General features: G+C 71.2%; 23 protein-coding genes and 3 tRNA genes. 16 read left to right on the top strand and 10 right to left on the bottom strand.

Annotated elements, in window-relative coordinates; translation table 11 throughout:
* Nucleotides 1–46: 46 nt before the first annotated feature.
* From ABD361_RS02700 to ABD361_RS02690, 3 genes are all read left to right on the top strand, one after another.
* Nucleotides 47–919, top strand: a complete 873-nt coding sequence (locus tag ABD361_RS02700) for a DUF3566 domain-containing protein (RefSeq protein WP_425583140.1) — start codon at nucleotides 47–49, stop codon at nucleotides 917–919.
* A gap of 76 nt (nucleotides 920–995) precedes the next feature.
* Nucleotides 996–1069: transfer RNA gene (locus ABD361_RS02695), tRNA-Ile, on the top strand.
* A 169-nt stretch (nucleotides 1070–1238) separates the two neighbouring features.
* Nucleotides 1239–1373: a DLW-39 family protein gene (locus ABD361_RS02690; RefSeq protein WP_344432996.1), complete on the top strand. Its 135-nt coding sequence runs from the start codon at nucleotides 1239–1241 to the stop codon at nucleotides 1371–1373.
* A 134-nt stretch (nucleotides 1374–1507) separates the two neighbouring features.
* On the opposite strand, the gene ABD361_RS02685 is transcribed toward ABD361_RS02690, so the two are convergent.
* Both ABD361_RS02685 and ABD361_RS02680 read right to left on the bottom strand, forming a co-directional pair.
* Entirely contained in the window at nucleotides 1508–2620 is a 1113-nt protein-coding gene (locus tag ABD361_RS02685) for a serine/threonine-protein kinase (protein WP_344432995.1), read from the bottom strand.
* Nucleotides 2621–2649: 29 nt separating this feature from the next.
* On the bottom strand, nucleotides 2650–3195 hold the full coding sequence (locus tag ABD361_RS02680) for a helix-turn-helix domain-containing protein (protein WP_344432994.1): 546 nt from the start codon (nucleotides 3193–3195) through the stop codon (nucleotides 2650–2652).
* Nucleotides 3196–3312: 117 nt separating this feature from the next.
* Here ABD361_RS02680 and ABD361_RS02675 point away from each other — a divergent pair.
* A tRNA-Ala gene (locus tag ABD361_RS02675) sits at nucleotides 3313–3385 on the top strand.
* Nucleotides 3386–3463: 78 nt separating this feature from the next.
* On the opposite strand, the gene ABD361_RS02670 is transcribed toward ABD361_RS02675, so the two are convergent.
* Nucleotides 3464–4111, bottom strand: coding sequence for a DUF5324 family protein (locus ABD361_RS02670; protein WP_344432993.1), 648 nt, complete (start codon nucleotides 4109–4111; stop codon nucleotides 3464–3466).
* Nucleotides 4112–4285: 174 nt separating this feature from the next.
* On the opposite strand from ABD361_RS02670, the gene ABD361_RS02665 reads away from it, so the two are divergent.
* Nucleotides 4286–4813, top strand: a complete 528-nt coding sequence (locus tag ABD361_RS02665; RefSeq protein ID WP_344432992.1) for a peptidylprolyl isomerase — start codon at nucleotides 4286–4288, stop codon at nucleotides 4811–4813.
* A gap of 100 nt (nucleotides 4814–4913) precedes the next feature.
* Nucleotides 4914–5777, top strand: coding sequence for a rhomboid family intramembrane serine protease (locus ABD361_RS02660; RefSeq protein WP_344432991.1), 864 nt, complete (start codon nucleotides 4914–4916; stop codon nucleotides 5775–5777).
* 334 nt (nucleotides 5778–6111) lie between these two features.
* Here the strand turns inward: ABD361_RS02660 and crgA are convergent, their stop codons facing one another.
* Nucleotides 6112–6369, bottom strand: a complete 258-nt coding sequence (crgA, locus tag ABD361_RS02655) for a cell division protein CrgA (RefSeq protein ID WP_344432990.1) — start codon at nucleotides 6367–6369, stop codon at nucleotides 6112–6114.
* A gap of 160 nt (nucleotides 6370–6529) precedes the next feature.
* Here crgA and ABD361_RS02650 point away from each other — a divergent pair, with 160 nt between their 5' ends.
* The 6 genes from ABD361_RS02650 to ABD361_RS02625 all read left to right on the top strand — a co-directional run bounded on the left by ABD361_RS02650 (nucleotide 6530) and on the right by ABD361_RS02625 (nucleotide 10741).
* Entirely contained in the window at nucleotides 6530–7294 is a 765-nt protein-coding gene (locus ABD361_RS02650; protein WP_344432989.1) for a DUF881 domain-containing protein, read from the top strand.
* Nucleotides 7295–7319: 25 nt separating this feature from the next.
* Nucleotides 7320–8147, top strand: coding sequence for a class E sortase (locus ABD361_RS02645; protein ID WP_344432987.1), 828 nt, complete (start codon nucleotides 7320–7322; stop codon nucleotides 8145–8147).
* A gap of 73 nt (nucleotides 8148–8220) precedes the next feature.
* Nucleotides 8221–8433 carry a hypothetical protein gene (locus tag ABD361_RS02640; RefSeq protein WP_344432986.1) on the top strand — a complete coding sequence of 71 codons (213 nt, stop codon included), beginning with the start codon at nucleotides 8221–8223 and terminating at the stop codon, nucleotides 8431–8433.
* A complete protein-coding gene (locus ABD361_RS02635; RefSeq protein WP_344432985.1) occupies nucleotides 8430–9068 on the top strand; it encodes an aminodeoxychorismate/anthranilate synthase component II in 639 nt (212 codons plus the stop codon). Before ABD361_RS02640 ends, ABD361_RS02635 begins: the two co-directional genes overlap by 4 nt.
* Nucleotides 8963–10012, top strand: coding sequence for a class E sortase (locus tag ABD361_RS02630; RefSeq protein WP_425583126.1), 1050 nt, complete (start codon nucleotides 8963–8965; stop codon nucleotides 10010–10012). Before ABD361_RS02635 ends, ABD361_RS02630 begins: the two co-directional genes overlap by 106 nt.
* 27 nt (nucleotides 10013–10039) lie before the next feature.
* The gene (locus tag ABD361_RS02625) at nucleotides 10040–10741 is read left to right on the top strand and encodes a class E sortase (RefSeq protein ID WP_344432983.1); all 702 of its coding nucleotides are present in this window, start codon (nucleotides 10040–10042) and stop codon (nucleotides 10739–10741) included.
* A 64-nt stretch (nucleotides 10742–10805) separates the two neighbouring features.
* On the opposite strand, the gene pknB is transcribed toward ABD361_RS02625, so the two are convergent.
* The 6 genes from pknB to ABD361_RS02595 all read right to left on the bottom strand — a co-directional run bounded on the left by pknB (nucleotide 10806) and on the right by ABD361_RS02595 (nucleotide 18849).
* The gene (gene pknB, locus ABD361_RS02620) at nucleotides 10806–12839 is read right to left on the bottom strand and encodes a Stk1 family PASTA domain-containing Ser/Thr kinase (RefSeq protein ID WP_344432982.1); all 2034 of its coding nucleotides are present in this window, start codon (nucleotides 12837–12839) and stop codon (nucleotides 10806–10808) included.
* A gap of 164 nt (nucleotides 12840–13003) precedes the next feature.
* Nucleotides 13004–14458 carry a peptidoglycan D,D-transpeptidase FtsI family protein gene (locus tag ABD361_RS02615; protein WP_344432981.1) on the bottom strand — a complete coding sequence of 485 codons (1455 nt, stop codon included), beginning with the start codon at nucleotides 14456–14458 and terminating at the stop codon, nucleotides 13004–13006.
* Nucleotides 14455–15852, bottom strand: coding sequence for an FtsW/RodA/SpoVE family cell cycle protein (locus tag ABD361_RS02610; RefSeq protein WP_344433269.1), 1398 nt, complete (start codon nucleotides 15850–15852; stop codon nucleotides 14455–14457). The genes ABD361_RS02615 and ABD361_RS02610 overlap by 4 nt, the downstream gene beginning before the upstream one ends.
* Nucleotides 15853–15890: 38 nt before the next feature.
* The gene (locus tag ABD361_RS02605) at nucleotides 15891–17462 is read right to left on the bottom strand and encodes a PP2C family protein-serine/threonine phosphatase (protein ID WP_425583125.1); all 1572 of its coding nucleotides are present in this window, start codon (nucleotides 17460–17462) and stop codon (nucleotides 15891–15893) included.
* A gap of 30 nt (nucleotides 17463–17492) precedes the next feature.
* A complete protein-coding gene (locus tag ABD361_RS02600) occupies nucleotides 17493–18023 on the bottom strand; it encodes an FHA domain-containing protein FhaB/FipA (protein WP_344432979.1) in 531 nt (176 codons plus the stop codon).
* A 10-nt stretch (nucleotides 18024–18033) separates the two neighbouring features.
* Nucleotides 18034–18849 carry an FHA domain-containing protein gene (locus tag ABD361_RS02595; protein ID WP_344432978.1) on the bottom strand — a complete coding sequence of 272 codons (816 nt, stop codon included), beginning with the start codon at nucleotides 18847–18849 and terminating at the stop codon, nucleotides 18034–18036.
* A gap of 366 nt (nucleotides 18850–19215) precedes the next feature.
* On the opposite strand from ABD361_RS02595, the gene ABD361_RS02590 reads away from it, so the two are divergent.
* The 4 genes from ABD361_RS02590 to ABD361_RS02575 all read left to right on the top strand — a co-directional run bounded on the left by ABD361_RS02590 (nucleotide 19216) and on the right by ABD361_RS02575 (nucleotide 22093).
* A tRNA-Leu gene (locus ABD361_RS02590) sits at nucleotides 19216–19302 on the top strand.
* A 193-nt stretch (nucleotides 19303–19495) separates the two neighbouring features.
* Nucleotides 19496–20893, top strand: a complete 1398-nt coding sequence (locus ABD361_RS02585; RefSeq protein ID WP_344432977.1) for a DUF2252 domain-containing protein — start codon at nucleotides 19496–19498, stop codon at nucleotides 20891–20893.
* 28 nt (nucleotides 20894–20921) lie between these two features.
* Complete coding sequence (locus ABD361_RS02580; RefSeq protein WP_344432976.1) at nucleotides 20922–21725, top strand: hypothetical protein; 804 nt, start codon at nucleotides 20922–20924, stop codon at nucleotides 21723–21725.
* Between the two features lie 20 nt (nucleotides 21726–21745).
* Entirely contained in the window at nucleotides 21746–22093 is a 348-nt protein-coding gene (locus ABD361_RS02575; RefSeq protein ID WP_344432974.1) for a rhodanese-like domain-containing protein, read from the top strand.
* Nucleotides 22094–22109 lie beyond the last annotated feature (16 nt).

Here is a 22109-nt window from a genome sequence, read left to right as displayed (position 1 = left end):
GGCCGCCGGAGCGGCGGAATCCGTGAAGGCGGCCGGCGCCGGAAAGATTGCCGGTGCCGGTGCTGGAAAGGCTGCCGGGGGGACCTCCGGCGCCAAGAAGGCCGAGCAGGCCGGGAAGGCCGCCGGCCTCGAAAAGACCAGCTCCGAGAAGGACGCCGGTGCGGGCGATGCTGCACAGGGCGGCGACACCGTGTCCGCCGCGTCCGCCGAGGGCTCCCGGGAAGACGACGCCAGGCCCGCAGGCAGGGGGAGGACCATGACGGACACCCGGGGCCCACAGCCCTACCACCCGCCGAAGGCGTACGAGCCTCCGGCCGAGGCGGCCGAGGGCGACGGGGCGGCTGCGGCCGGCGGGCCCGGCGAGGGCGCCAAGGGCCGCAAGCCCGGCAAGGCGGCGAGGAACGAGAAGGCGCAGGAGGCCCGCAAGGCCCTGAACGCCGTCAAGAAGGCCGTGCAGGCCGCCGAGGCGGCCGAGGAGGCCTCCACCGCGGCCGCCATTCCCCGGCAGCAGTCCGCGGCCACGGCGGCCCGCCCGGCTCCGCGCACCCGCAAGGCGCGGCTGCGGGTGGCCAGGGTCGACCCCTGGTCGGTGATGAAGGTCAGCTTCCTGCTCTCGGTCGCGGTCGGCGTGTGCACGATCGTGGCGGCGGCGGTGCTGTGGGGCGTCATGGACGGCATGGGCGTCTTCTCGGCCGTCGGCGGCACGGTCAGCGACGCCACGGCCTCCGGCTCGGGCGAGGGCGGCGGCTTCGACCTGGAGTCGTTCCTGTCGCTGCCGCACGTGCTGCTCTTCACCACCGTCATCGCGATCATCGACGTCGTCCTGGCGACGGCGCTGGCCACGCTGGGCGCCTTCGTCTACAACCTCGCCGCGGGCTTCGTGGGCGGTGTGGAGCTGACGCTGGCCGAGGACGAATAGGGACCGCACACGGCGGGGCCCGGGCGATTTTGGGACTGGGCCCCAAGTGCGCTAATCTTTCGGTGTCGCAAGGCGCGGGGCTATAGCTCAGACGGTTAGAGCGCTTCCCTGATAAGGAAGAGGCCACAGGTTCAAGTCCTGTTAGCCCCACAGGATCGATCGGCCCGGACGGAATTTCCGTCCGGGCCGATCGTCTTTGGGAGTTCGGCTGCGGTCGCCACCGTCGGGGGAGGGGACGCAGGTCACCGATCGGTATCGGCCGGTGTGTATCATCGGCCCCCAGAGGTCCCCTTACGTCGACGAAAGACGAGGTCGCGCGGTGAAGAAGCTGCTCCTGGTCGCACTGGCCGCCATCGGCGGGCTCCTCGTGTACCGGCAGATCCAGGCGGATCGTGCCGAGCAGGACCTGTGGACGGAGGCGACCGACTCCGTGCCCGCCGGCTCGAACGTGTGATCCACGACATATGCAGGACCGGGTCCTGGCCGCAGTGGCGGCCGGGGCCCGGTTTTTTGCATCCGCAAATAAAATGATTGCGATGGTGAAGCCGCTCACGAGCGGGCCGCGGACCGCCCCCGCCGCCCCCGCCGTCAGCTGAGGTACAGCGCCCACACGCCCGCCGCAAGGCAGAACAGCGCCAGGACCAGCAGGGGCACGGCCACCTTTGCCGGCGGCCCCGTACGGCCCCGTGGCGGGCCGTCACCGGCTGCCGCGGGTGCGGGCGGCGGCAGCGGGAGGGTGGCCGGCGCCGGGGGCGTCCAGGCGCCTGTGGGCGGGTAGTTCGGCCGGGGCGGTACGGGCCGGGCGCGCTGCTCCGAGGCGGCCTCGGGCCCGTTCGGGCCGAAGCCCGGCGGCAGCGGCCCCAGCTGGTCGAAGATCTCGATGGGCTCCTCGTCCGCCGGCGGTTCCCCCAGCAGCTCCACGGCCGCCGCCAGCGCCTTGCGCGCGCCCGTGGCCGTACGGAAGCGGGCGTACGGGTCCGGGTGCAGCAGCCCCGCGACGACGTCCCACAGCGGCTCCGGCACCTCCCGCGGGGCGCCGGGGACGCCCTGCTCCAGGAAGCGCTCCACGAGCGCCTCGGCATCGGGTTTGCGGCCCGTGAGGAGATACAGGGCCACCAGGCCGACCGCGAAGAGGTCGGCGGGGAAGTCGGGTTCCTCGCCGAGCATTTGCTCCGGCGCGAAGTAACCGGGAGTTCCCATGACGAAGTTGGTCTCCGTCAGCCGCGGCTCGCCCTTGCGCATGGCGATGCCGAAATCCGAGAGCCGTAAATGCGGCCGGCCCGTTCCCGTCACCTCCAAAAGGAGATTGGCGGGCTTGATGTCGCGGTGCACCACGCCCTCGGTGTGCACCGCGGTCAGACCGGACAGCAGCTGGTCCAGCAGCACGCAGACGTAATGCGGCGGCAAGGGACCGTAGTCGCCGATGAGATGGGCGAGCGAACCGCCGCCCACCAGCTCCATGGTGAACAGCACCTTGTCGTCGTCGGCGGCCCAGCTCATCGGCGCCAGCACATGGGGATGGTCGATGCGCAGCGCCTGCTCCCGGACGAACCTCAGCAGGGTGTGCGCATCGCTGTGCTGCAGCACCTTGGCGGCCACGTACCGCCGTCGCCGGCGGTCCCAGGCCCGCCACACGGCCCCCGCGCCGCCCCGTCCGATGGGGTCCACCAGCACGTACCGACCAGCGAAGACCTCGCCCATGTCGTTCGCGTCGCCCCCGTCCGGCGCGGTCAGCTCTGGTGCGCCTCGTAGTGCGCGACCGCCTCGGCGGTCCGCCCGGCGCCGTAGACGCGCAGGAACTCGGCCAGTTCCGGATGGGTGGGGGCGAGGGTCTCGGCGGCGTCGATGATGTCCCCCGCACCCGCCACCGAGCGCAGCAGCGACTGGATCTCCCGCACGACCCGGCGCACGGTCGGCGCACCGCTGCTGGCCGTCGTCTGCGTGGAGTTGAGCACCGACCCGCCCGAGCTGCGCTTGACCTCCTCCATCCGCTCGGCGGCCTCCGCGGCGCTCACGGTGCCGTCCGCGACCTGGCTGGAGAGCTCCTGCAGCGCCTGCACCCGCTGCACCACGGCCGGGTTGCCGATTTTCGCCCGCTGACCGCTCATCAGCTGGGAGAGCATGGGCGCGGAGAGCCCCAGAACGGACGCGAGACGTGCCTGGTTCAGCCCCAGATCGTCGATGAGCCGACGAAAGAGCGCCCCCAACGGCTCCCCGTACCAGCTCCTCTGCAGCTCTCGTGCGCGGGCGGTGGCTTCCTGCTGTGCTGCGTCCATCTCGCTCTCCCCTTCGCTTCGCTGCAGCGAATCTTGCGGTGCATCCTACGGAGAGCGGTGGGTCGCGGCGATACCCGGTCGGGAAACACTGCCGGCACCGGGTAGTCTGTCCCCGACGGGGCCTTAGCTCAGTTGGTAGAGCGCTGTCTTTGCATGGCAGATGTCAGGGGTTCGACTCCCCTAGGCTCCACAAGATCAGACCCCTCTGACCTGCGCAAACGCGGTCAGAGGGGTCTTTTGTCATCCGGCGCCGGGCCGGCTTTCGCCGTCAGGGCCGGTCGTCGTCGCCGTGGGGGGCGGCGTCGGTGTCGGCGCGGTCCTGTTTGGCCTGGACCTCCGGGTCGAGGGTGGCCGGGGAGCTCCCGTCGACCGAGGTGAGGGTGGCGCGGTCGGCCGGTTCGGTGGCCTCCGGGGGCTCCAGGAGCCAGTCGGGGTTCGACTGGCGGTCCCACCACTTCCACGCGGCCACCGCCCCACCGGCCAGGAGGCCGAGGACCAGCAGTCGTTTGGTGGCGCGGCCGGCGCGGCAGCGGCGGGCATTGCGGCGGTTGATCTTCTGGACGTCGGCTGCGGAGACCTGGCCGCGCAGGGCGGCGAGGGCAGCGGTGCCGCGGGAGAGCGCCTCGTCGCGGACGGGCTCGGCGAGGGCGCGGGCCTTGACCGCGGCCTGGTCGATCGCGGGGGGCAGGGCGTCCCGGGCTTGTTCGATGCGGGGCTGGAGATGGGTGTCGTACTGCGCCCGGGCCTGGTGCGCGGCCTCGGCGACCTTCGGTGCGAGGCGCGTCTTGGCCTCGTGCGCGTAGTGCACGGCCGTGTCCTTGGCCGTGCCGGCGTAGGGAGCCACCACCTCCGCGGCGTGGCGCACGCTGTCCTTCGCGGAATTCGTTGCGGCGCGCACGCTGTCCTTGCGGGTCACGGGAACCTCCTCCTCGGTGGCGTATGGTTTGTCGCCTTTCCACCCAGTGGAAAAATCATGCCTGCCGGCGGCCGGTACGGCAGTGCGGGGCGCGCATCCGGGTCACGGTCCGTCCGCGGGGCACGCACCGTGCGAGGATCGGTAGCCGTCAGTGACCACTATGGAAGGTAGATCGTGGCCGAGCAGCTCTACGCCACCTTGAAGACCAACCAGGGCGACATCGAGATCCGGCTGCTGCCGAATCACGCCCCCAAGACCGTCCGGAACTTCGTCGAGCTCGCCCAGGGCGAGCGCGAGTGGGTGAACCCCGAGACGGGCCAGAAGACGACGGACAAGCTGTACGACGGCACGATCTTCCACCGTGTCATCGAGGGCTTCATGATCCAGGGCGGTGACCCGCTGGGCAACGGCACCGGCGGCCCGGGCTACAAGTTCGCGGACGAGTTCCACCCGGACCTCGCCTTCACCAAGCCCTACCTGCTGGCCATGGCCAACGCCGGCCCGGGCACCAACGGCTCGCAGTTCTTCATCACCGTCGCGCCGACCACCTGGCTCACCGGCAAGCACACCATCTTCGGTGAGGTCTCCAACGACGCCTCCAAGAAGGTCGTGGACGCCATCGCCTCGACGCAGACGAACCCGCGCACCGACCGCCCGGTCGACGACGTGGTCATCGAGTCGGTCGTCGTCGAGACCCGCTGAAGCGAGACCGCTGAGCGACCGCACGTTCCGTGGGAACCTGGCGCCCCGCCCGTCCGTATGACGGGCGGGGCCGCGCGTTGTGAGGGGCGAGGGGAAGAAGATGAACGACCAGGCCGTCCGCTGCTACCGGCACCCGGACCGGGAGACCGGCGTCCACTGTGTGCGCTGCGAGCGCCCGATCTGCCCGGAGTGCATGGTCAGCGCCTCGGTGGGCTTCCAGTGCCCGCAGTGCGTGAGCGACGGTGCCGGCGCCGGGCCGCAGGCCACCGCGAGCGCGCCGCGCACGATCGCCGGCAGCGTGCACGTCAGTGATCCGCGCCTGGTGACGAAGACGCTGATCGGGATCAACGTCGCCCTGTGGATCGCCGTCATGGCCACGGGGGAGCAGCTCGGCCGGTCCCTGGAGCTGATCGGGCGGGTCTCCTACGACGGCATGACGCTGGACGGCGTCGCCGAGGGGCAGTGGTACCGGCTGCTGACGGCGATGTTCATGCACGACACGCCCGCTCCCACGCACATCCTCTTCAACATGATCTCGCTGTGGTTCCTCGGGCCGCCGCTGGAGGCCGCCCTCGGCCGGGTGCGCTACCTCGCGCTGTACCTGCTCTCCGGCCTCGGCGGCAGCGCGCTGACCTACCTGCTGGCCGCGCCCAACCAGCCCTCGCTGGGCGCCTCCGGGGCGATCTTCGGCCTGCTGGGTGCCACGGCGGTGCTGCTGCGCCGGCTGAAGTACGACATGCGCCCGGTGATGGCGCTGCTCGTGCTCAACCTGATCTTCACCTTCACCTGGGCCAACATCGCCTGGCAGGCCCACGTCGGCGGCCTGGTGGTGGGCACGGCCGTGGCGTACGCGATGGTGCACGCGCCGCGCGGCAGGCGGGTGCTGGTGCAGCGCCTGGCGTGCGCGGCGGTGCTCGCCGTGATCGTCGCGATGGTGGTCGTGCGGACGCTGCAGCTCACCTGACCGGCTCACCTGACCGGCGCAGTGCCCGGGGGCCGGGGCGGTCGCCCGCGGCCCTCACTCACACGTGTGGCCCAACGGGTTGTCCACAGCGCGCGCAGAATCTTGTGCACGGGGTGAAGGAACGGCCGTCCCCTCGCCCCGCACCCGGCCCACACCCGCTCCGATCTGCGTTTCTGCTGGAAGACGCCGGTGTGGACCATGGATACGCAGTGCGTGCGACCAGTCACACCGGCGTCAACCCGCAGGTGGTTATCCACAGATCTTCAGAGTTTTCCCCACTGTGGACGAGGGTGTGGATAACTCGCTGCCAGGCTCAGGGCAGAGGTGCTGCCGCCTACTTCCACTGGGTGGAAACGACGAACCCCGCGGCGATGAAACCGAAGCCCACGACGATGTTCCAGTTGTGCAGCGACTCGATCGGCATGTCACCGCTCGTCACGTAGAAGATGACGATCCACGCCAGCCCGATCAGGAACATCGCCAGCATCAACGGCGCCACCCAACGGCGGCCGGTGTTCAGCTTGATGCTCTGCTGCTGCTTCACCGGCGGCGGCGTGAAGTCGTCTTTCTTGCGGATCCGTGACTTCGGCACGAGGGAACTCTCCTGTCGATGCGCTGCGTGACCGCGCTGGGCTTGCATGGGGCCGGGCTTACAAGGGACGACCGCCGGGGCGGGAGCGACGGGGAGCGCTTCCTTCCCCGGGCGTCCGTTAGCGTAGTGCTTCGGCGGCGTCGGAGAGGATAAGGGTACGGTGAGTAATTCTGCGGACTCCACCAGCCGGCCTGCTCGGCGCTTCCGGCCGGTCCGGCTGCTGACCGGTGGCGTCTTCGCCCTCGCCGGCCTCATCTTCTGGATGAGCTTCAACACCGCACAGGGCACCAACATCCGGACCGACGCCTCCATGCTGCGCCTGTCCGACCTCATCCAGGAGCGCAGCCGCAAGAACGGCGAGCTGGAGGACAGCGCCGCGGCCGCCCGCGCGCAGGTCGACGCCCTCGCCCGGCGCGACAACGGCAACACCGCCGCCGAGGACAAGCGGCTCGACGCCCTGGAGAAGGCCGCGGGCACCCAGAAGATCGCCGGATCCGGCCTGACCGTCACCCTGACCGACGCCCCGCCCAACGCCACCGCCCGCATCCCCGGCGTCCCCCAGCCGCAGCCCAACGACCTCGTCATCCACCAGCAGGACCTGCAAGCCGTCGTCAACGCCCTGTGGCGGGGCGGCGCGCAGGGCATCGAGGTCATGGACCAGCGGCTGATCTCCACCAGCGCCGTGCGCTGCGTGGGCAACACCCTCATCCTGCAGGGCCGCGTCTACTCCCCGCCCTACAAGGTCACCGCCGTCGGCGACCGCGGCGCCCTGCGCAAGGCGCTGGACTCCTCCCCCGCGATCCAGAACTACCTGCAGTACGTGGCGGCCTACGGCCTCGGCTGGAAAGTCGACCAGCACGACGCGGTGACTCTTCCGGGGTACTCCGGCACAGTGGACCTCCACTACGCCAAGCCCGTGGGGTGACGCCCCGCGGGAAGGGGGCCGACCGGTGGGCTTACGACTGCTCGTGCGGACGCTCAGCGAACTGTGCCTGACCGCCGGGGCGCTGATCGTGCTGTTCGTGGTCTACGTCCTGTACTGGACGGGGGTCCGGGCCGACGACGCCATGGAGCGCGAGATCGGCCGCCTGCAGCAGCAATGGGCCGCGGACCGCACCGCCGGCGCCCCGGCCGGACAGGCGCCCGGCGGCGCACCACCGGCGGACGGTGATCCGCAGGCGCCCGCGGCGCCGACCCCCGGCGCCGGCCCGGACCCGGAAGCCGCAGTGCCCGCCCCCGGCTCCGGCGCGCAGCACCGGTCCGCCCCGGCGCAGGGAGGTACGGGCGGCACGGGCCCGCGCCCCGGTGCGCCGTTCGCCGTGATGACGATCCCCCGCTTCGGCACCGGCTGGGCCAAGCCCGTCCTGGAGGGCACCGGCACCGACCTGCTCAAACGGGGCCTGGGGCACTACGCGGGCAGCGCCGGCCCGGGCGGTACGGGCAACTTCGCGGTCGCCGGCCACCGCCGCACGTACGGCGACCCGTTCAAGGACCTGCCCGCCCTGCGCCCGGGGGACACGGTCGTGCTGACCGTGGGGGCCGCCCGCTACACCTACCGCGTCGACACCCGTCCGTACCGGACGCTGCCCACCGACACCGCGGTGATCGACCCCGTGCCGGCGGCGGCCGGCTACCGCGAGCCGGGGCGCTATCTGACGCTGACCACCTGCGACCCCGAATGGGGGCACAGCCACCGGCTGGTCGTCTGGGGCCATTTGGAGAGCACGGAGGGTCTTTCGCCGCCCGCGCAAGCCGAGCCCAAAGCTTTGCCCGGCTGACCCCGCCGCACGCGGGCCGCCCCGTACCCTGGTGGCTGCAAACGACCGACAACCTTCGGCGAGTGGGTAGAGCATGTACGGCTGGATCTGGCGTCATCTGCCGGGCAACGCATGGGTGAAGGCGCTGATCTCCCTGCTGCTCGTGCTGGGGATCGTCTACGCCCTCTTCCAGTACGTCTTCCCCTGGGCGGAACCGCTCCTGCCGTTCAACGATGTGACGGTCGACAACGGCATGCCGGCCGGTGCCCTCGTGACCGCCGGCCACGGAACGGCGGTGACCCGGTGAGCGCACGCATCCTCGTCGTGGACAACTACGACAGCTTCGTCTTCAACCTCGTGCAGTACCTCTACCAGCTCGGCGCCGAGTGCGAGGTGCGGCGCAACGACGAGGTGGAGCCCGCCCACGCGCAGGACGGCTTCGACGGCGTCCTGCTCTCGCCCGGCCCCGGCGCCCCCGAACAGGCGGGCGTGTGCATCGACATGGTGCGCCACTGTGCGAACACCGGGGTGCCCGTCTTCGGCGTCTGCCTGGGCATGCAGTCGATGGCGGTCGCCTACGGCGGCGTCGTCGACCGCGCCCCCGAGCTGCTGCACGGCAAGACCTCGCTCGTCACGCACGAGGGCAAGGGCGTCTTCCAGGGCCTCCCCTCGCCCTTCACGGCCACCCGCTACCACTCCCTGTCCGTCGACCGGCAGCAGTGGCCGGACGAGCTGGAGATCACCGCCTGGACGGACACGGGCATCGCCATGGGCCTGCGCCACCGCGACCTGCCGGTCGAGGGCGTGCAGTTCCACCCCGAGTCGGTGCTCACCGAGTGGGGCCACCGGATGCTGGCCAACTGGCTGGCCGCCTGCGGCGACACGGGGGCGGTGGAACGTTCCGCCGGCCTGGCCCCGGTGGTGGGCAAGGCCGGGGCGTGACGGCCACGCGGCCCGAGCAGGACCCCCTGCTGCTGCCGCGGCGCACCACGTACGGCACGGGAGCCGCGTACGGGACCGGAGCCGCCCCGTACGGCTCCGGTGCCGGCACCGGGAGCGGGTACACCCCCGGCAGCGTCGCGCAGCCGCTGCCGCCCGAGGACGACCCCACCATGACGCTGCGCCGCGTCGAGCCGGCGCCGCCCGTCGCGGCCGGGGGGCGTGCGGCGCGGCGCAAGGCCGCCCGGCGCGCCGTGCGCGCCCGCCGCGACAGCGTGGGCGTGATCGTGAGCCGTCTGATCGGCGAGCTGTTCATCACCCTCGGCGTGGTGATGCTGCTCTTCGTCGCCTACCAGCTGTGGTGGACGAACGTCAGGGCCTCGCAGCAGGCCGGCGGCGCCGCCAGGGACCTGCGGCACAGCTGGGAGCAGGGCGGGGGGAACCGGGCCGCCGGGGAGTTCTCCCCGGGCCAGGGCTTCGCGATCATCTACATCCCGAAGCTCGACGTGAAGGCGCCCATCGCCCAGGGCGTCGGCAAGCACCAGGTGCTGGACCGCGGCATGGTCGGCCACTACGCCGAGGGAGCGCTGAAGAGCGCCATGCCCTGGGACAAGGACGGCAACTTCGCGCTGGCCGGGCACCGCAACACGCACGGCGAGCCGTTCCGCTACGTCAACCGGCTGCAGCCCGGTGACAAGATCGTTGTGGAGACGCGGGACACCTTCTACACGTACGAGATGACCAGCCGACTGGACCAGACTCCCCCGGCGAACACGCGGGTCATCGCCCCCGTCCCGGCCGGCTCCGGCTTCACCGGCCCCGGCCGCTACATCACGCTGACCACCTGCACCCCGGAGTTCACCAGTACGTACCGCCTGATCGTGTGGGGCAAGATGGTCGAGGAGCGGCCGCGGAGCAAGGGCAAGCCGGACGCTCTCGTCAACTGAGACACGCAGAACGGGGTACGAACGTCCGTGGCAGGCACCGACCGCACCAGGAGGCGGATCGCCGCCGTCGTCAGCGTCCTGGGCGAGGCCCTGATCACCGCCGGTGTGATCATGGCACTGTTCGTCGTCTACTCCCTGTGGTGGACCAACGTCCTCGCCGACCGCGAGGCCCGGCGCCAGGGCGACCACGTCCGCGACAACTGGGCCAAGGCCCCGGCCGCCACCGGCCCCGGCGCGCTCGACACCAAGGACGGCATCGGCTTCCTGCACGTGCCGGCCATGCGCAACGGCGAGGTGCTGGTCAAGCCCGGCACCGGCAGCGGCGTCCTCAACGAGGGCGTCGCCGGCTACTACCGCGACCCGGTGAAGGCGGCCATGCCCTGGGACAAGCAGGGCAACTTCACCCTCGCCGCCCACCGCGACGGCCACGGCGCGAAGTTCCACAACATCGACAAGATCAAGGTCGGTGACCCGGTCGTCTTCGAGACCCGCGACGTCTGGTACGTCTACAAGGTCTACGGCGAGCTGAAGGAGACCTCCCGCTACAACGTCGCCGTCCTCGACCCCGTCCCCAAGGAGTCGGGCCGCACGCAGCCGGGCCGCTACCTGACCCTGACGACCTGCACGCCCGTGTACACCTCCGACTACCGCTACATCGTCTGGGCGGAGCTGCAGCGCACGGAGAAGGTCGACGCCAAGCGCACCCCGCCGAAGGAGCTGGCGGGCTGATCCCGCCGCCTACGTACGCCGAAGCCCCGGCATCCCTCACGGGACGCCGGGGCTTCGGCGTATCTCAGTGCTTGCGGCCCCAGCCGCCGAACAGGCCGCCGATGTCCTGGTTGCCGCCCGTCTGGCCCTGGGTGCTGCCCCCGGTGCCGTCCGGGACGCCCTGCTGGGTCGTCAGGGCGACCGGAGTGTCCTTGGGCACCGGCTGGCCGATCGGCGGGTTCGTGCCCAGGACGATCGCGTTGTCGTCCTGCGGGCCCGCGATCGGGCCGACCTTCAGACCGGCGTCGGTCAGCGCCTTCTTGGCGTCCTTGAGCTTCTGACCCGCCAGGTTGGGGACGGGGATGTTGGTCTTGCCGCCCTTGGAGACGAACAGGTTGACCGTCGAGCCGGGCTGGGCCGAGGTGTTGCCGTCCGGGCTCTGCCGGGTGACCGTGCCCGCCGGCTTGTCGGAGTCCTCGTCGGTGCGCTGCACCTGGAAGCCGAGGTCCGTCAGCTGCTTCTGGGCCTGGTCGAAGGGCTGGCCGACCACCGAGGGCACCGTCTTGCTCGACGCCTTGGTGGCGACCGTCACGACGATCTCGGAGCCCTTGTCGGCCGACGTGCCGCCCTTGGGGTCCTGCTTGAACACGACGCCGGGGGTGCGGTCGGACTCCTCCTGCTTCTGCGTGACCGTGAAGCCCTTGGCCTCCAGCTGCGCCTTGGCCTCGTCGAACTGCGTGCCGAGGACGTCGGGGACCTGGACCTTCGCCTTCCCCTTGGATACGACGACCTTGACCTCGCTGTCGCGCGCCACCTTGGTGCCGGCCTTGGGGTCCTGGTCGCAGATCTTGCCCTTGTCCTGGTCGCAGTTCTTCTGCTCGCCCTCGACGACCTTGAAGCCGCCGTTGTCACCGGAGCGCTGCGCCTCGGCCAGCGTCTGGCCGGTCAGGCTGGGCACGGTGACGCGGTCGTTGTTGCCGCTGCCGCTGAAGAGCGACTTGCCGATGAAGATCGCACCGACCAGCACCAGGACGCCCGCGACGACCAGCAGGATCGTCGACAGGTTGTTCTTCCGGCCGCCGCCGTTGCCGCGGCGCCCGCCGCGGGAGCCCTCGTCGTAGCCGCCGTACCCGCCGCCGTAGCCACCGCCCTCGGCGACGGGCGGCATCATCGACGTCTGGCCCATGCCCTGCTCGTGGGAGCGCAGCATGGTGGTCGGCTGGTCCTCGCCGTAGCCGCCGGGGCCCATGGCGCCCAGAGCGGCCGCGGCGGCCACGGGCCGGCCGTCCAGGGCCGCCTCGATGTCGGCGCGCATCTCGTCGGCCGACTGGTAGCGGTAGTCCGGGTCCTTGGTCAGCGCCTTGAGGACGATGGCGTCGATCTCGGGCGCGATCTCCGGGTCGTGGACGCTCGGCGGGTTCGGCTCCTCCCGCACGTGCTGGTAGGCGACGGCCACCGGGGAGTCGCCGACGAACGGCGGGCGCACCGTGAGCAGCTCGTAGAGCAGGCAGCCGGTCGAGTACAGGTCGGAGCGCGCGTCGACCTGCTCGCCCTTGGCCTGCTCCGGGGAGAGGTACTGCGCGGTGCCGATCACGGCCGCGGTCTGCGTCATCGTCATGCCGGCGTCGCCCATCGCGCGGGCGATGCCGAAGTCCATGACCTTGACCTGGCCCGTGCGCGTCAGCATGACGTTCGCGGGCTTGATGTCGCGGTGCACGATGCCGGCCCGGTGCGAGTACTCCAGGGCCTGCAGGACGCCGATGGTCATCTCCAGCGACCGCTCGGGCAGCAGCTTGCGGCCCGAGTGCAGCAGCTCGCGCAGCGTCGACCCGTCGACGTACTCCATGACGATGTACGGGATGGAGACGCCGTCGACGTAGTCCTCGCCGGTGTCGTAGACGGCGACGATCGACGGGTGGTTGAGCGAGGCCGCCGACTGCGCCTCGCGACGGAACCGGGCCTGGAAGGACGGGTCACGGGCGAGGTCCGCCCGCAGCGTCTTCACGGCGACGGTGCGACCGAGCCGGGTGTCGTGGGCGAGGTAGACCTCGGCCATGCCACCGCGGCCGAGCACCGAGCCCAGCTCGTACCGGCCGCCGAGGCGACGCGGCTCTTCCATAGCTCCAGCCCTTCCGTTCTCCTGACCGCACCTTCGTTACGTCCGGCTGCGTGCTGTCCGGCCTACCGTACCCGGCGGCCGGGGCGCCTCCCGGGCGCCACCGTCACCTGATATAGGACCGGTACAGACGGAGGGGGGAAGCGGCCGCGAGGGAGTGAGCCGGATCACTTCTCCGTCGCGAGCACCGCCTGCATCACGCTCTTGGCGATGGGCGCCGCGAGCGCGCCACCGGCGATGTCGTCGCGCGCGGTCTCCTCGTCGCCCTCGATGACCACGGCCACCGCCACCGGCGAACCGTTGTCCGTCTTCGCGTACGAGATGAACCACGCGTACGGGTTGCCGCTGTTGTCCACGCCGTGCTGGGCCGTACCGGTCTTGCCGCCGACCTTCACGCCGTTGATCTGGGCGGACTTGCCGGTGCCCTGCTCGACCACGGTCTCCATGATGCTCTGCAGCTTGCGCGCGGTGTCCGCGGAGATGGGCTGACTCATCTCCTTGGGCTGGTGGTGCTCGATGACGTTGAGGTTCGGCGCGCGCAGCTTGTCGACCATGTACGGCTCCATGAGCTTGCCGTTGTTGGCGACGGCCGCGGCGATCATGGCCATCTGCAGCGGGGTGGCGCGGTTGGAGGCCTGGCCGATGCCGGCCATGGCGTTCTGCGGGCGGTTGTCCTTGGGGTAGACGCTCGGCACGGCGCGGACGGGGGTGTCCACCGGCTTGTTGAAGCCGAACTTGTTCGCCTGGTCGATCATCTTCTTGTTGCCCAGGTCGGCGCTGACCTTGCCGAAGACGCTGTTGCAGGACCACTGCAGGGCCACGCGCAGCGAGGCGTCCTTGCAGGGGATGTTGCCCTCGTTCTTCAGGTCGATCCGGGTGTCCGGCAGCGTCCACGGCAGCGGGGAGTCCGTCTTGGCGTCCACGTCCGTGTACAGGCCGTTCTCCAGCGCCGCGGCGGCCGTGACGACCTTGAACGTCGAGCCCGGCGGGTAGGTCTGGCGCAGCGCCCGGTTCAGCATGGGCTGGTTCTTGTCGTCCTGCAGGGCCTGCCAGGCCTTGGAGTCCTGCGCTCCGGCGATCTTCGACGGGTCGTACGACGGCGTGGAGGCCAGCGCGAGGATCTTGCCGGTGCGCGGGTCGAGGGCGGCGACCGCGCCCTTCTTGTTGCCCAGGCCCTTGAAGGCGGCCTCCTGGGCCTTGCCGTTGAGGGTGGTGATCACGTCACCGCCCTTCTTGCCCTTGCCGGTGATCATGTCGACCGTGCGGTTGAAGAACAGCCGGTCGTCGTCGCCCGTCAGGACCGGGTCCTCGAGCTTCTCGATCTGGTTGGCACCGAAGACCTGCGAGCTGAAGCCCGTGACCGGGGCCCACATCTCGCCGTTCTGGTAGGTGCGCTTGTACTTGAAGTCGATGCCGCCGGTCTGCTCGGAGCCGGTGATGGCGTTGCCGTCGACGATGATGTTGCCGCGCGGCTGGCTGTAGCGGGCGATGGTCACCCGCCGGTTGTTCTTGTTGGTCTTGAGCTCGTCCGCCTGGACGAACTGGATCCAGTTGTCCCGGATCATCAGGGCGAGGACGAGGAGACCGCAGAAGATGGCGATCCGGCGCACGGGCTTGTTCACGGGCGGACCACCTGGGTCATCTCGGCGTCGGGGGACGGGGCGGGGGCCGGTGCGGGCCGGCGGGCCGTGTCACTGATCTTGATCAGGACGGCGATCAGCGCCCAGTTGGCGATCACCGAGGAACCGCCCTGGGCCATGAACGGCATCGTCATACCGGTCAGCGGGATCAGGCCCATGACGCCGCCCGCGACCACGAAGACCTGGATGGCGAAGGCGCCGGACAGGCCCGTGGCGAGCAGCTTGCCGAAGGGGTCCCGGGCGGCCAGCGCGGTGCGCACGCCGCGCTCCACGATCAGCCCGTAGACCAGCAGTATGGCCATCACGCCGGCCAGGCCGAGCTCCTCGCCGACGGTGGCGAGGATGAAGTCGGAGTTGGCCGCGAAGCCGATCAGGTCCGAGTGGCCCTGGCCCCAGCCCGTACCGAAGACGCCGCCGGAGCCGAAGGCCATAAGCGCCTGCGCGATCTGGTCGGAGCTGCCGTCCTTGAACGCGTCGAAGGGGTGCAGCCAGGCGTCCACACGCTGCTGGACGTGGTGCTCGAAGGTGGAGACGGCGACCGCGCCGACGGCCGACATCAGCAGGCCGAAGACGATCCAGCTGGTGCGCTCGGTCGCGACGTAGAGCATCACGACGAACATGCCGAAGAACAGCAGCGAGGTGCCGAGGTCGGTCTCGAAGACGAGGATCAGGATCGAGAACGCCCACACCGCCAGGATCGGGCCGAGGTCACGGCCGCGCGGCAGGTACAGCCCCATGAAGCGGCGGCTGGCCAGGGCCAGCGCGTCCCGCTTGACCATCAGGTAGCCGGCGAAGAAGACCGCCAGCACGATCTTGGCGAACTCACCCGGCTGGATCGAGCCCAGACCCGGGATCGTGATCCAGATGCGCGCACCGAACTTCGCCGGGAAGAACACCGGCGCGATCAGCAGGATCAGCGCCACCACCATCGAGATGTAGGTGTAGCGCTGCAGGATGCGGTGGTCCTTCAGGACCATCAGCACGACCACGAACAGCGCGATGCCCAGCGCCGAGAACAGCAACTGGTTGGTGGCGCTGGCGTGGAAGAACTTGCGGGCCTGCAGCCGCGGCGACTGGTCGAGGCGCCAGATGATCACCAGGCCGATGCCGTTGAGGAACGTGGCCATCGGCAGCAGGATCGGGTCCGCGTACTTGGCGAACCGGCGCACCACCAGGTGGCCCACGCCGGCCAGCAGACCGAGGCCGATGCCGTAGCCGAGCATGCCGGTGGGCATCTCGCCGTCCATGGCGAGGCCCACGTTGGCGTAGGCGAAGCACGGGATGAGCACGGCGAAGGCCAGCAGCGCGAGCTCGGTGTTGCGCCTGCTGGGCGGGCCCGCGGTGCTGATCGTCGTCGTGTTGGTGGTGTTCGGCATCGGTGAAATCGCTGACATGCGTGTGGCCCCCTACGGCTTCACTGCTGGGCGCTGCTGCACTGCGGGACCAACTTCTGCTCTTCCTCGCTCAGGGTCGGGCCCGGGCTGGGGGCCGGGGTGGCCTGTGCGGCTTCCTTCTCCTTGGCGGGATCCTTCGCGGCCCCGCCGGTGCGATCGGCGTTCTGCTTCTCGCTCTCGCGCTGCTGCTGTTGCTCGGCCTTGCGGCGCTCGCCCTCCTTCTTGCAGGCGCCGGCGAGCGTGCCGAGCTCCTTGGCCTTCTGCAGGGCCTGGTCGCGGCTGCCGACCGCGATCGTGTCCACCACGCGGCTGCGCTGGTCGACCGGGAGGTACTTGAGTTCGATCTCGGGGTGGTCCTCGTACAGGCGGCTCAGGCTGAGCCAGGCCAGGTCCTGGTTGATGCCCCGGTAGACGGCCACGTGGTCGTTGTCCTTGGCGCCCACGTAGTACTGCGTCTGCGTCCAGGAGTAGCCCCCGTACAGACCGCCGCCCACCACGCCCAGGGCCAGGACCAGGATCAGCGAGCGCTTCAGCCACCGGCCCTTGCGGCGGGGCTTGACGAAGTCCTCGTCCGTGAACGGGCCGAAGCCCTCCGGACCGTCGGTGGCGCCCATGGCGTACATGTCGCCGCTGCCGGGCGGCCCGAAGCCGCCGGCCGCGCCGCCGCCGTCCTGCGGCGGTACGGGACGGTGGGCGCGGGCGTGCTCGGCGGCACGGCCGGCCGGGGTGCCCATGGCGTCGCCGCCCAGCTGCACCTGGTGCTCGGCGACCGCGCCGACGATCACCGGGGTGTCGCTGTACTGGCCGGCCAGGGAGTCCCCGCCGTCGACGTCGAGGACGTCGGCGACGATGCAGGTGATGTTGTCCGGGCCGCCGCCGCGCAGGGCGAGCTGGATCAGCTCCTGGACCGTCTCGTGCGGGCCCTGGTAGCTGGCGAGCGTCTCCTCCATCGTCTGGTGGCTGACGACGCCGGACAGGCCGTCCGAGCAGATCAGGTAGCGGTCGCCGGCGCGCACCTCGCGGATCGACAGGTCCGGCTCGACGTGGTCGCCGCTGCCCAGCGCGCGCATCAGCAGGGAGCGCTGCGGGTGGGTGGTGGCCTCCTCCTCCGTGATGCGGCCCTCGTCCACCAGACGCTGCACCCAGGTGTGGTCCTGGGTGATCTGGGTGAGGACCCCGTCGCGCAGGAGGTACGCCCGGGAGTCGCCGACGTGCACCAGGCCCAGGCGCTGACCGGTCCACAGCAGGGCGGTCAGGGTGGTGCCCATGCCCTCCAGCTGCGGGTCCTCCTCGACCATGACGCGCAGCTGGTCGTTGGCGCGCTGCACGGCGGTGCCGAGCGAGGTGAGGATGTCGGAGCCGGGGACGTCGTCGTCGAGGGTGACCAGGGTGGAGATCACCTCGGAGGAGGCGACCTCGCCGGCGGCCTGGCCGCCCATGCCGTCGGCGATGGCGAGCAGCCGGGGGCCGGCGTAACCGGAGTCCTCGTTGCCCTCGCGGATCATGCCCTTGTGCGATCCGGCGGCGAAGCGCAGTGACAGACTCATGCGCACCTCGCCCGTCGGCTCCGGGTACAGCCCCTTCCCAGCCACGCTGCCCACCCTCCGGTCGTCATGGTCCTACTACTTCCGCAGCTCGATGACGGTCTTGCCGATGCGGATCGGCGCGCCGAGCGGGATCGGGGTCGGAGTGGTCAGCCGGGTCCGGTCGAGGTAGGTGCCGTTGGTCGACCCCAGGTCCTCGACGATCCACTGGCCGTCGCGGTCGGGGTAGATCCGGGCGTGCCGGCTGGAGGCGTAGTCGTCGTCCAGCACGATCGTGGAGTCGTGGGCACGGCCGAGGGAGATCGTCTGGCCCTGCAGGGCCACGGTGGTGCCGGTCAGGGAGCCTTCCGAGACGACCAGTTTGGTGGGCGCCCCGCGCCGCGAACGGTCCGCCCGGCGGCCACCGCCGCCGGACTGCTGCTGGCGCTGCTGCGGCGGCGCGGTCTGCGCCGCACGCGCGGCGCGGCCGCCGTCACCGCGACGGGACCCGCGCTGGGTCACGCGGGTGCCGAACAGGTCGCTGCGGATGACCTGGACGGCCACGATGACGAACAGCCACAGTACGGCGAGGAAACCCAACCGCATGACCGTGAGGGTCAGCTCTGACATTGCCCCCGCTTCACCCTTCGGCTTGCCGGTAAACGATGGTGGTACTGCCCACGACGATCCGTGAGCCGTCGCGGAGCGTAGCGCGCGTGGTGTGCTGTCCGTCCACCACGATGCCGTTCGTCGACCCCAGGTCCTGGATCGTCGCGGGGGTGCCGACCCGGATTTCGCAGTGCCGGCGGGAGACGCCGGGGTCGTCGATGCGTACGTCCGCTTCCGTGCTGCGCCCCAGCACGAGGGTGGGCCGCGAGATCTGGTGGCGGGTGCCGTTGATCTCGATCCAGCGGCGCGTCTGGCCGCCCGCGCCGGCGCTCGGGCCCGGCCCGGTGCGCGGCAGCGGGCGCACGCCCGGCGGCGGCGAGGCGGGCATGGGCGGCGCCCCGGCCGGCTGCGGCGGGTAGCCCCCGCCCGCGGCCCGGCCCGCCGGCGGCCTGCCGTGCGGCTCCTGCGACTCGCTGGCGGCCAGCGTGCGGCTGCGCACCCGGTACAGACCGGTGTCCAGATCGTCGGCCTTCTCCAGGTGGACCTTGATCGGGCCCATGAAGGTGTACCGCTGCTGCTTGGCGTAGTCGTGGACCATGCCGGACAGCTCGTCGCCGAGCTGCCCCGAGTACGGGCTGAGCCGCTCGAAGTCGGGGGCGCTCAGCTCCACGATGAAGTCGTTGGGGACGACGGTGCGGTCACGGTTCCAGATGGTGGCGTTGTTGTCGCACTCCCGCTGGAGTGCCCCCGCGATCTCGACCGGCTGCACCTCGGACTTGAACACCTTGGCGAAGGTGCCGTTGACGAGACCCTCGAGTCGCTGCTCGAAGCGCTTCAGTACTCCCACGGGGCACCTCCTTCCCTCAGTGACGTCTGTGATGCTCGGTGTCGTTCCTGTACTGCTTACTGATCGTATCCACGCGCCGGGAAAACAGGTGGTTCCCCTTCGGCGCCAGGAGTGACGAGTGTCGCCCCGGCCGCCCCCGCGTCGCGCGCCCACGCGGATCCGCTACGCGGATCGTAGAGGCGGCCCGAGCCCAGTGTCGCGCAACCGGAGCCCTCCCCGTGGTCCCGCACGGGGGCGGCCGGGGGCAACGGGTGTGAAGGCACCCTCGGGACCGTGCTAATGTTCTCTGTGTCGGAAGGCGAACGGACGAAAGCCCGGGCCGAAAAGCCCAGGATCTCGACCTGGTAGCCTGAGGACACACCCAATGCGCGGGTGGCGGAATAGGCAGACGCGCTGGATTCAGGTTCCAGTGCCCGCAAGGGCGTGGGGGTTCAACTCCCCCCTCGCGCACCAGTCGGAGCGGCCCCCTCCGAGTGACGGAAGTCACTCGGAGGGGGCCGCTCTGCATCTCCGGGTGCTGTTCCGTCCTTCCGGATCCCCAGCGTTTGTGATCTTGAACTCTCCCGGCGGCGCTGCGCACCCTTTCCCTTCGACGGCCGGGCTGTACCTTCGGGGCACTGTCGTCGACGGGGGAGGAGGCGCCGTGATGGCGCGACTGCCGTTTGTGCCGGGGTTTGCGGAGCCGGTGGGGCGGGGGGCCGCTCGGAGTGGGGGCAAGGCGGTGGGGAAGGCGTTGCGGGCGAAGGTGCCGCGGGCCGCGCACGCCGAGTTCCGGGTCGGGGCCGGGCGGCCGGGGGCCGTGGAGAGCGTGGAGGCGGTGAACGCCGGGCGGCTGGCGGAGCTCGTTCCGATAAGGGTGGGGCGCATGGTGGCCTCGCCGTTCGCCTTCCTGCGCGGTTCGGCCGGGCTGATGGGGTACGACCTGGTGGACACCCCGGTCACGGGGCTGGGCGCCCAGGTGTGCGGCGACGCCCATGCGGCCAACTTCGGGCTGTACGGGGACGCGCGTGGCGGGCTGGTCATCGACCTCAACGACTTCGACGAGACGCTGCACGGGCCCTGGGAGTGGGACGTCAAGCGGCTGGCGGCCTCGCTGGTGCTGGCCGGGCGGGAGGCCGGGGCCGGGGAGGAGACGTGCCGGCAGGCCGCGCGGGACGCGATGGGCGCCTACCGGCGCACCATGCGGCTGCTGGCCAGGATGCCCGCCAGCGAGGCGTGGAACGCCATCGCCGACGAGGAGCTCGTCTCGCACGCCGACGCCCACGAGCTGGCCGGGACGCTGGAGCGGGTCGCGGAGAAGGCGCGGCGCAACAACAGCGCCCGCTTCGCCGCGAAGGCGACGGAGAAGGACGGCTCGGGCGGGCGGCGGTTCGTGGACGCGCCGCCGGTGCTGCGCCGGGTGCCGGACGGGGAGGCGGCCGAGGTCGCCGCGGCGCTCGCCGCGTACCTGGGCACCCTGCCCGCCGAGATGCTGCCGCTGCTGGCCCGCTACGAGGTGCAGGACGTGGCGTTCCGGATCGTGGGCACCGGCAGCGTGGGCCTGCGCTCGTACGTCGTGCTGCTGCTCGACCACCGGGGCGAGCCGCTGGTGCTGCAGGTGAAGGAGGCCCGGCCCTCCGCGCTGCTGCCGCACGTGGAGAAGGCGGGCTTCGCCGCCGCGCCGGTCGCGCACGAGGGACGGCGCGTGGTGCTGGGGCAGAAGTCGATGCAGGTCGTCAGCGACGTGCTGCTGGGCTGGACGACGGTGGCCGGACGGCCGTACCAGGTACGCCAGTTCCGCAACCGCAAGGGCAGCGTCGACCCGGCGCTCCTGGCCAGCGACGAGCTCGACGACTACGCGCGGATGACCGGGGCGCTGCTCGCCCGGGCGCACGCGCACAGCCTCGATCCGCTGGTCGTGGCCGGCTACTGCGGCAAGGGCGAGGAGATCGACGAGGCGATCGCGGCCTTCGCCGTGACCTACGCCGACCGTACGGAAGCGGATCACGCGGAGCTGGCGGCCGCGGTGCGCAGCGGGCGGGTGGCGGCCGAGACGGGGATCTGAGCCGCCCCTGACCTCGTACCCTGGGCGGGTGACGAATCCGGAAGCCGATATTTCCGAGGAGCCCGGCGTCGAGCGTCTCGCCCGGGCGGTGGAGACGGCCGAACAGGCACTGATCGAGTTCGAGATCGCGGTGGAGACCTTCCGGGTCGAGGTGGAGAACTTCTCCCGCCTGCATCACCAGCGGCTCGGCCCGATGTACGCCCGCCTGGACGAGCTCGAGGCACGCATCGCCGAGGCCGTCGCGGCGCGCACGGGCGCGCCCGAGGACGTGCAGCGGGCGCGCGAGGCGCGCGCCATGGTGCAGCCGATGCCCGGGGTCGAGGAGCTGTTCGGCGGCTGGATGGACGGCGACGGGCTCTCGCCGGAGGCCCAGGCCATGCTCACCGATCAGCAGGTCAGGCCGCCGCAGCGGGTGCGGCCGAGCGACGAGGCGCGCAAGATCTTCCGGGACCTCGTCCGCAAGGCGCACCCCGACCTCGCCCGGGAGGACGGCGAACGCCGGCGCCGCGAGGAGTTCATGGTCCGGGTGAACGCCGCCTACGCGGGCGGCGACGAGGCGCAGCTGCTGCGGCTGGCCGAGGAGTGGGCGGCCGGCCCGCTGCCGGCACAGCGCCGGCCGAACCGCAGCGAGGAGCTGTACGCGCGGCTGGAGTGGCTGGCCGAGCGCAAGGAGATGCTCTCCGTCCTGGCCGCGGAGCTGGAGGAGTCGGCCATCGGCTCGATGCTGCGGATGGCGCCCGACGACCCGGACGGGCTGCTGGTGCAGATCGCCGAGGGGCTGGTGGCGCAGATCGCCGAACGCGAGGCCCACCTGGCCTCGCTCGTCGCCTAGCGTCCGGTAGCGTCGGAGGCATGTTTATCGGTTCCGGAGTTCCCACGGTCACCGTCGACGCCCTGACGTCCGACGATTTCCTGCTGGACGTGCGCGAGATCGACGAGTGGCAGGCGGGGCACGCCGAGGGGGCGCTGCACATCCCGATGAGCGACTTCGTGGCGCGCTACGGCGAGCTGACCGAGAAGGCGCCCGAGGGCGGGCGCATCAACGTCATCTGCCGCTCGGGCGGTCGCTCCGCGCAGGTCACCGCCTACCTGGTGCAGCAGGGACTGGACGCGGCGAACGTCGAGGGCGGCATGCAGGTGTGGGCGGCCGCCGGCCGCCCGGTGGTGGACGCCGGCGGCGCGCCCGGCACGGTGATCTGACCTCCGGTCTTCCGGT

Origin of the sequence: Streptomyces luteosporeus (genome assembly GCF_039532865.1) — a bacterium.
GTDB lineage: Bacteria > Actinomycetota > Actinomycetes > Streptomycetales > Streptomycetaceae > Streptomyces > Streptomyces luteosporeus.
The sequence above is the reverse complement of the archived record's forward strand: the minus strand, read 5'-3'. Positions and strand labels throughout refer to the sequence as shown.

What these genes read in the sequence shown, in the direction of transcription:
- ABD361_RS02685 (WP_344432995.1), bottom strand. Translation starts at nt 2,620, where the DNA reads ATGGGCGAGGTCTTCGCTGGTCGGTACGTGCTGGTGGACCCCATCGGA.
- ABD361_RS02680 (WP_344432994.1), bottom strand. Translation starts at nt 3,195, where the DNA reads ATGGACGCAGCACAGCAGGAAGCCACCGCCCGCGCACGAGAGCTGCAG.
- ABD361_RS02660 (WP_344432991.1), top strand. Translation starts at nt 4,914, where the DNA reads ATGAACGACCAGGCCGTCCGCTGCTACCGGCACCCGGACCGGGAGACC.
- ABD361_RS02640 (WP_344432986.1), top strand. Translation starts at nt 8,221, where the DNA reads ATGTACGGCTGGATCTGGCGTCATCTGCCGGGCAACGCATGGGTGAAG.
- pknB (WP_344432982.1), bottom strand. Translation starts at nt 12,839, where the DNA reads ATGGAAGAGCCGCGTCGCCTCGGCGGCCGGTACGAGCTGGGCTCGGTG.
- ABD361_RS02610 (WP_344433269.1), bottom strand. Translation starts at nt 15,852, where the DNA reads ATGCCGAACACCACCAACACGACGACGATCAGCACCGCGGGCCCGCCC.
- ABD361_RS02600 (WP_344432979.1), bottom strand. Translation starts at nt 18,023, where the DNA reads ATGTCAGAGCTGACCCTCACGGTCATGCGGTTGGGTTTCCTCGCCGTA.
- ABD361_RS02585 (WP_344432977.1), top strand. Translation starts at nt 19,496, where the DNA reads ATGGCGCGACTGCCGTTTGTGCCGGGGTTTGCGGAGCCGGTGGGGCGG.
- ABD361_RS02575 (WP_344432974.1), top strand. Translation starts at nt 21,746, where the DNA reads ATGTTTATCGGTTCCGGAGTTCCCACGGTCACCGTCGACGCCCTGACG.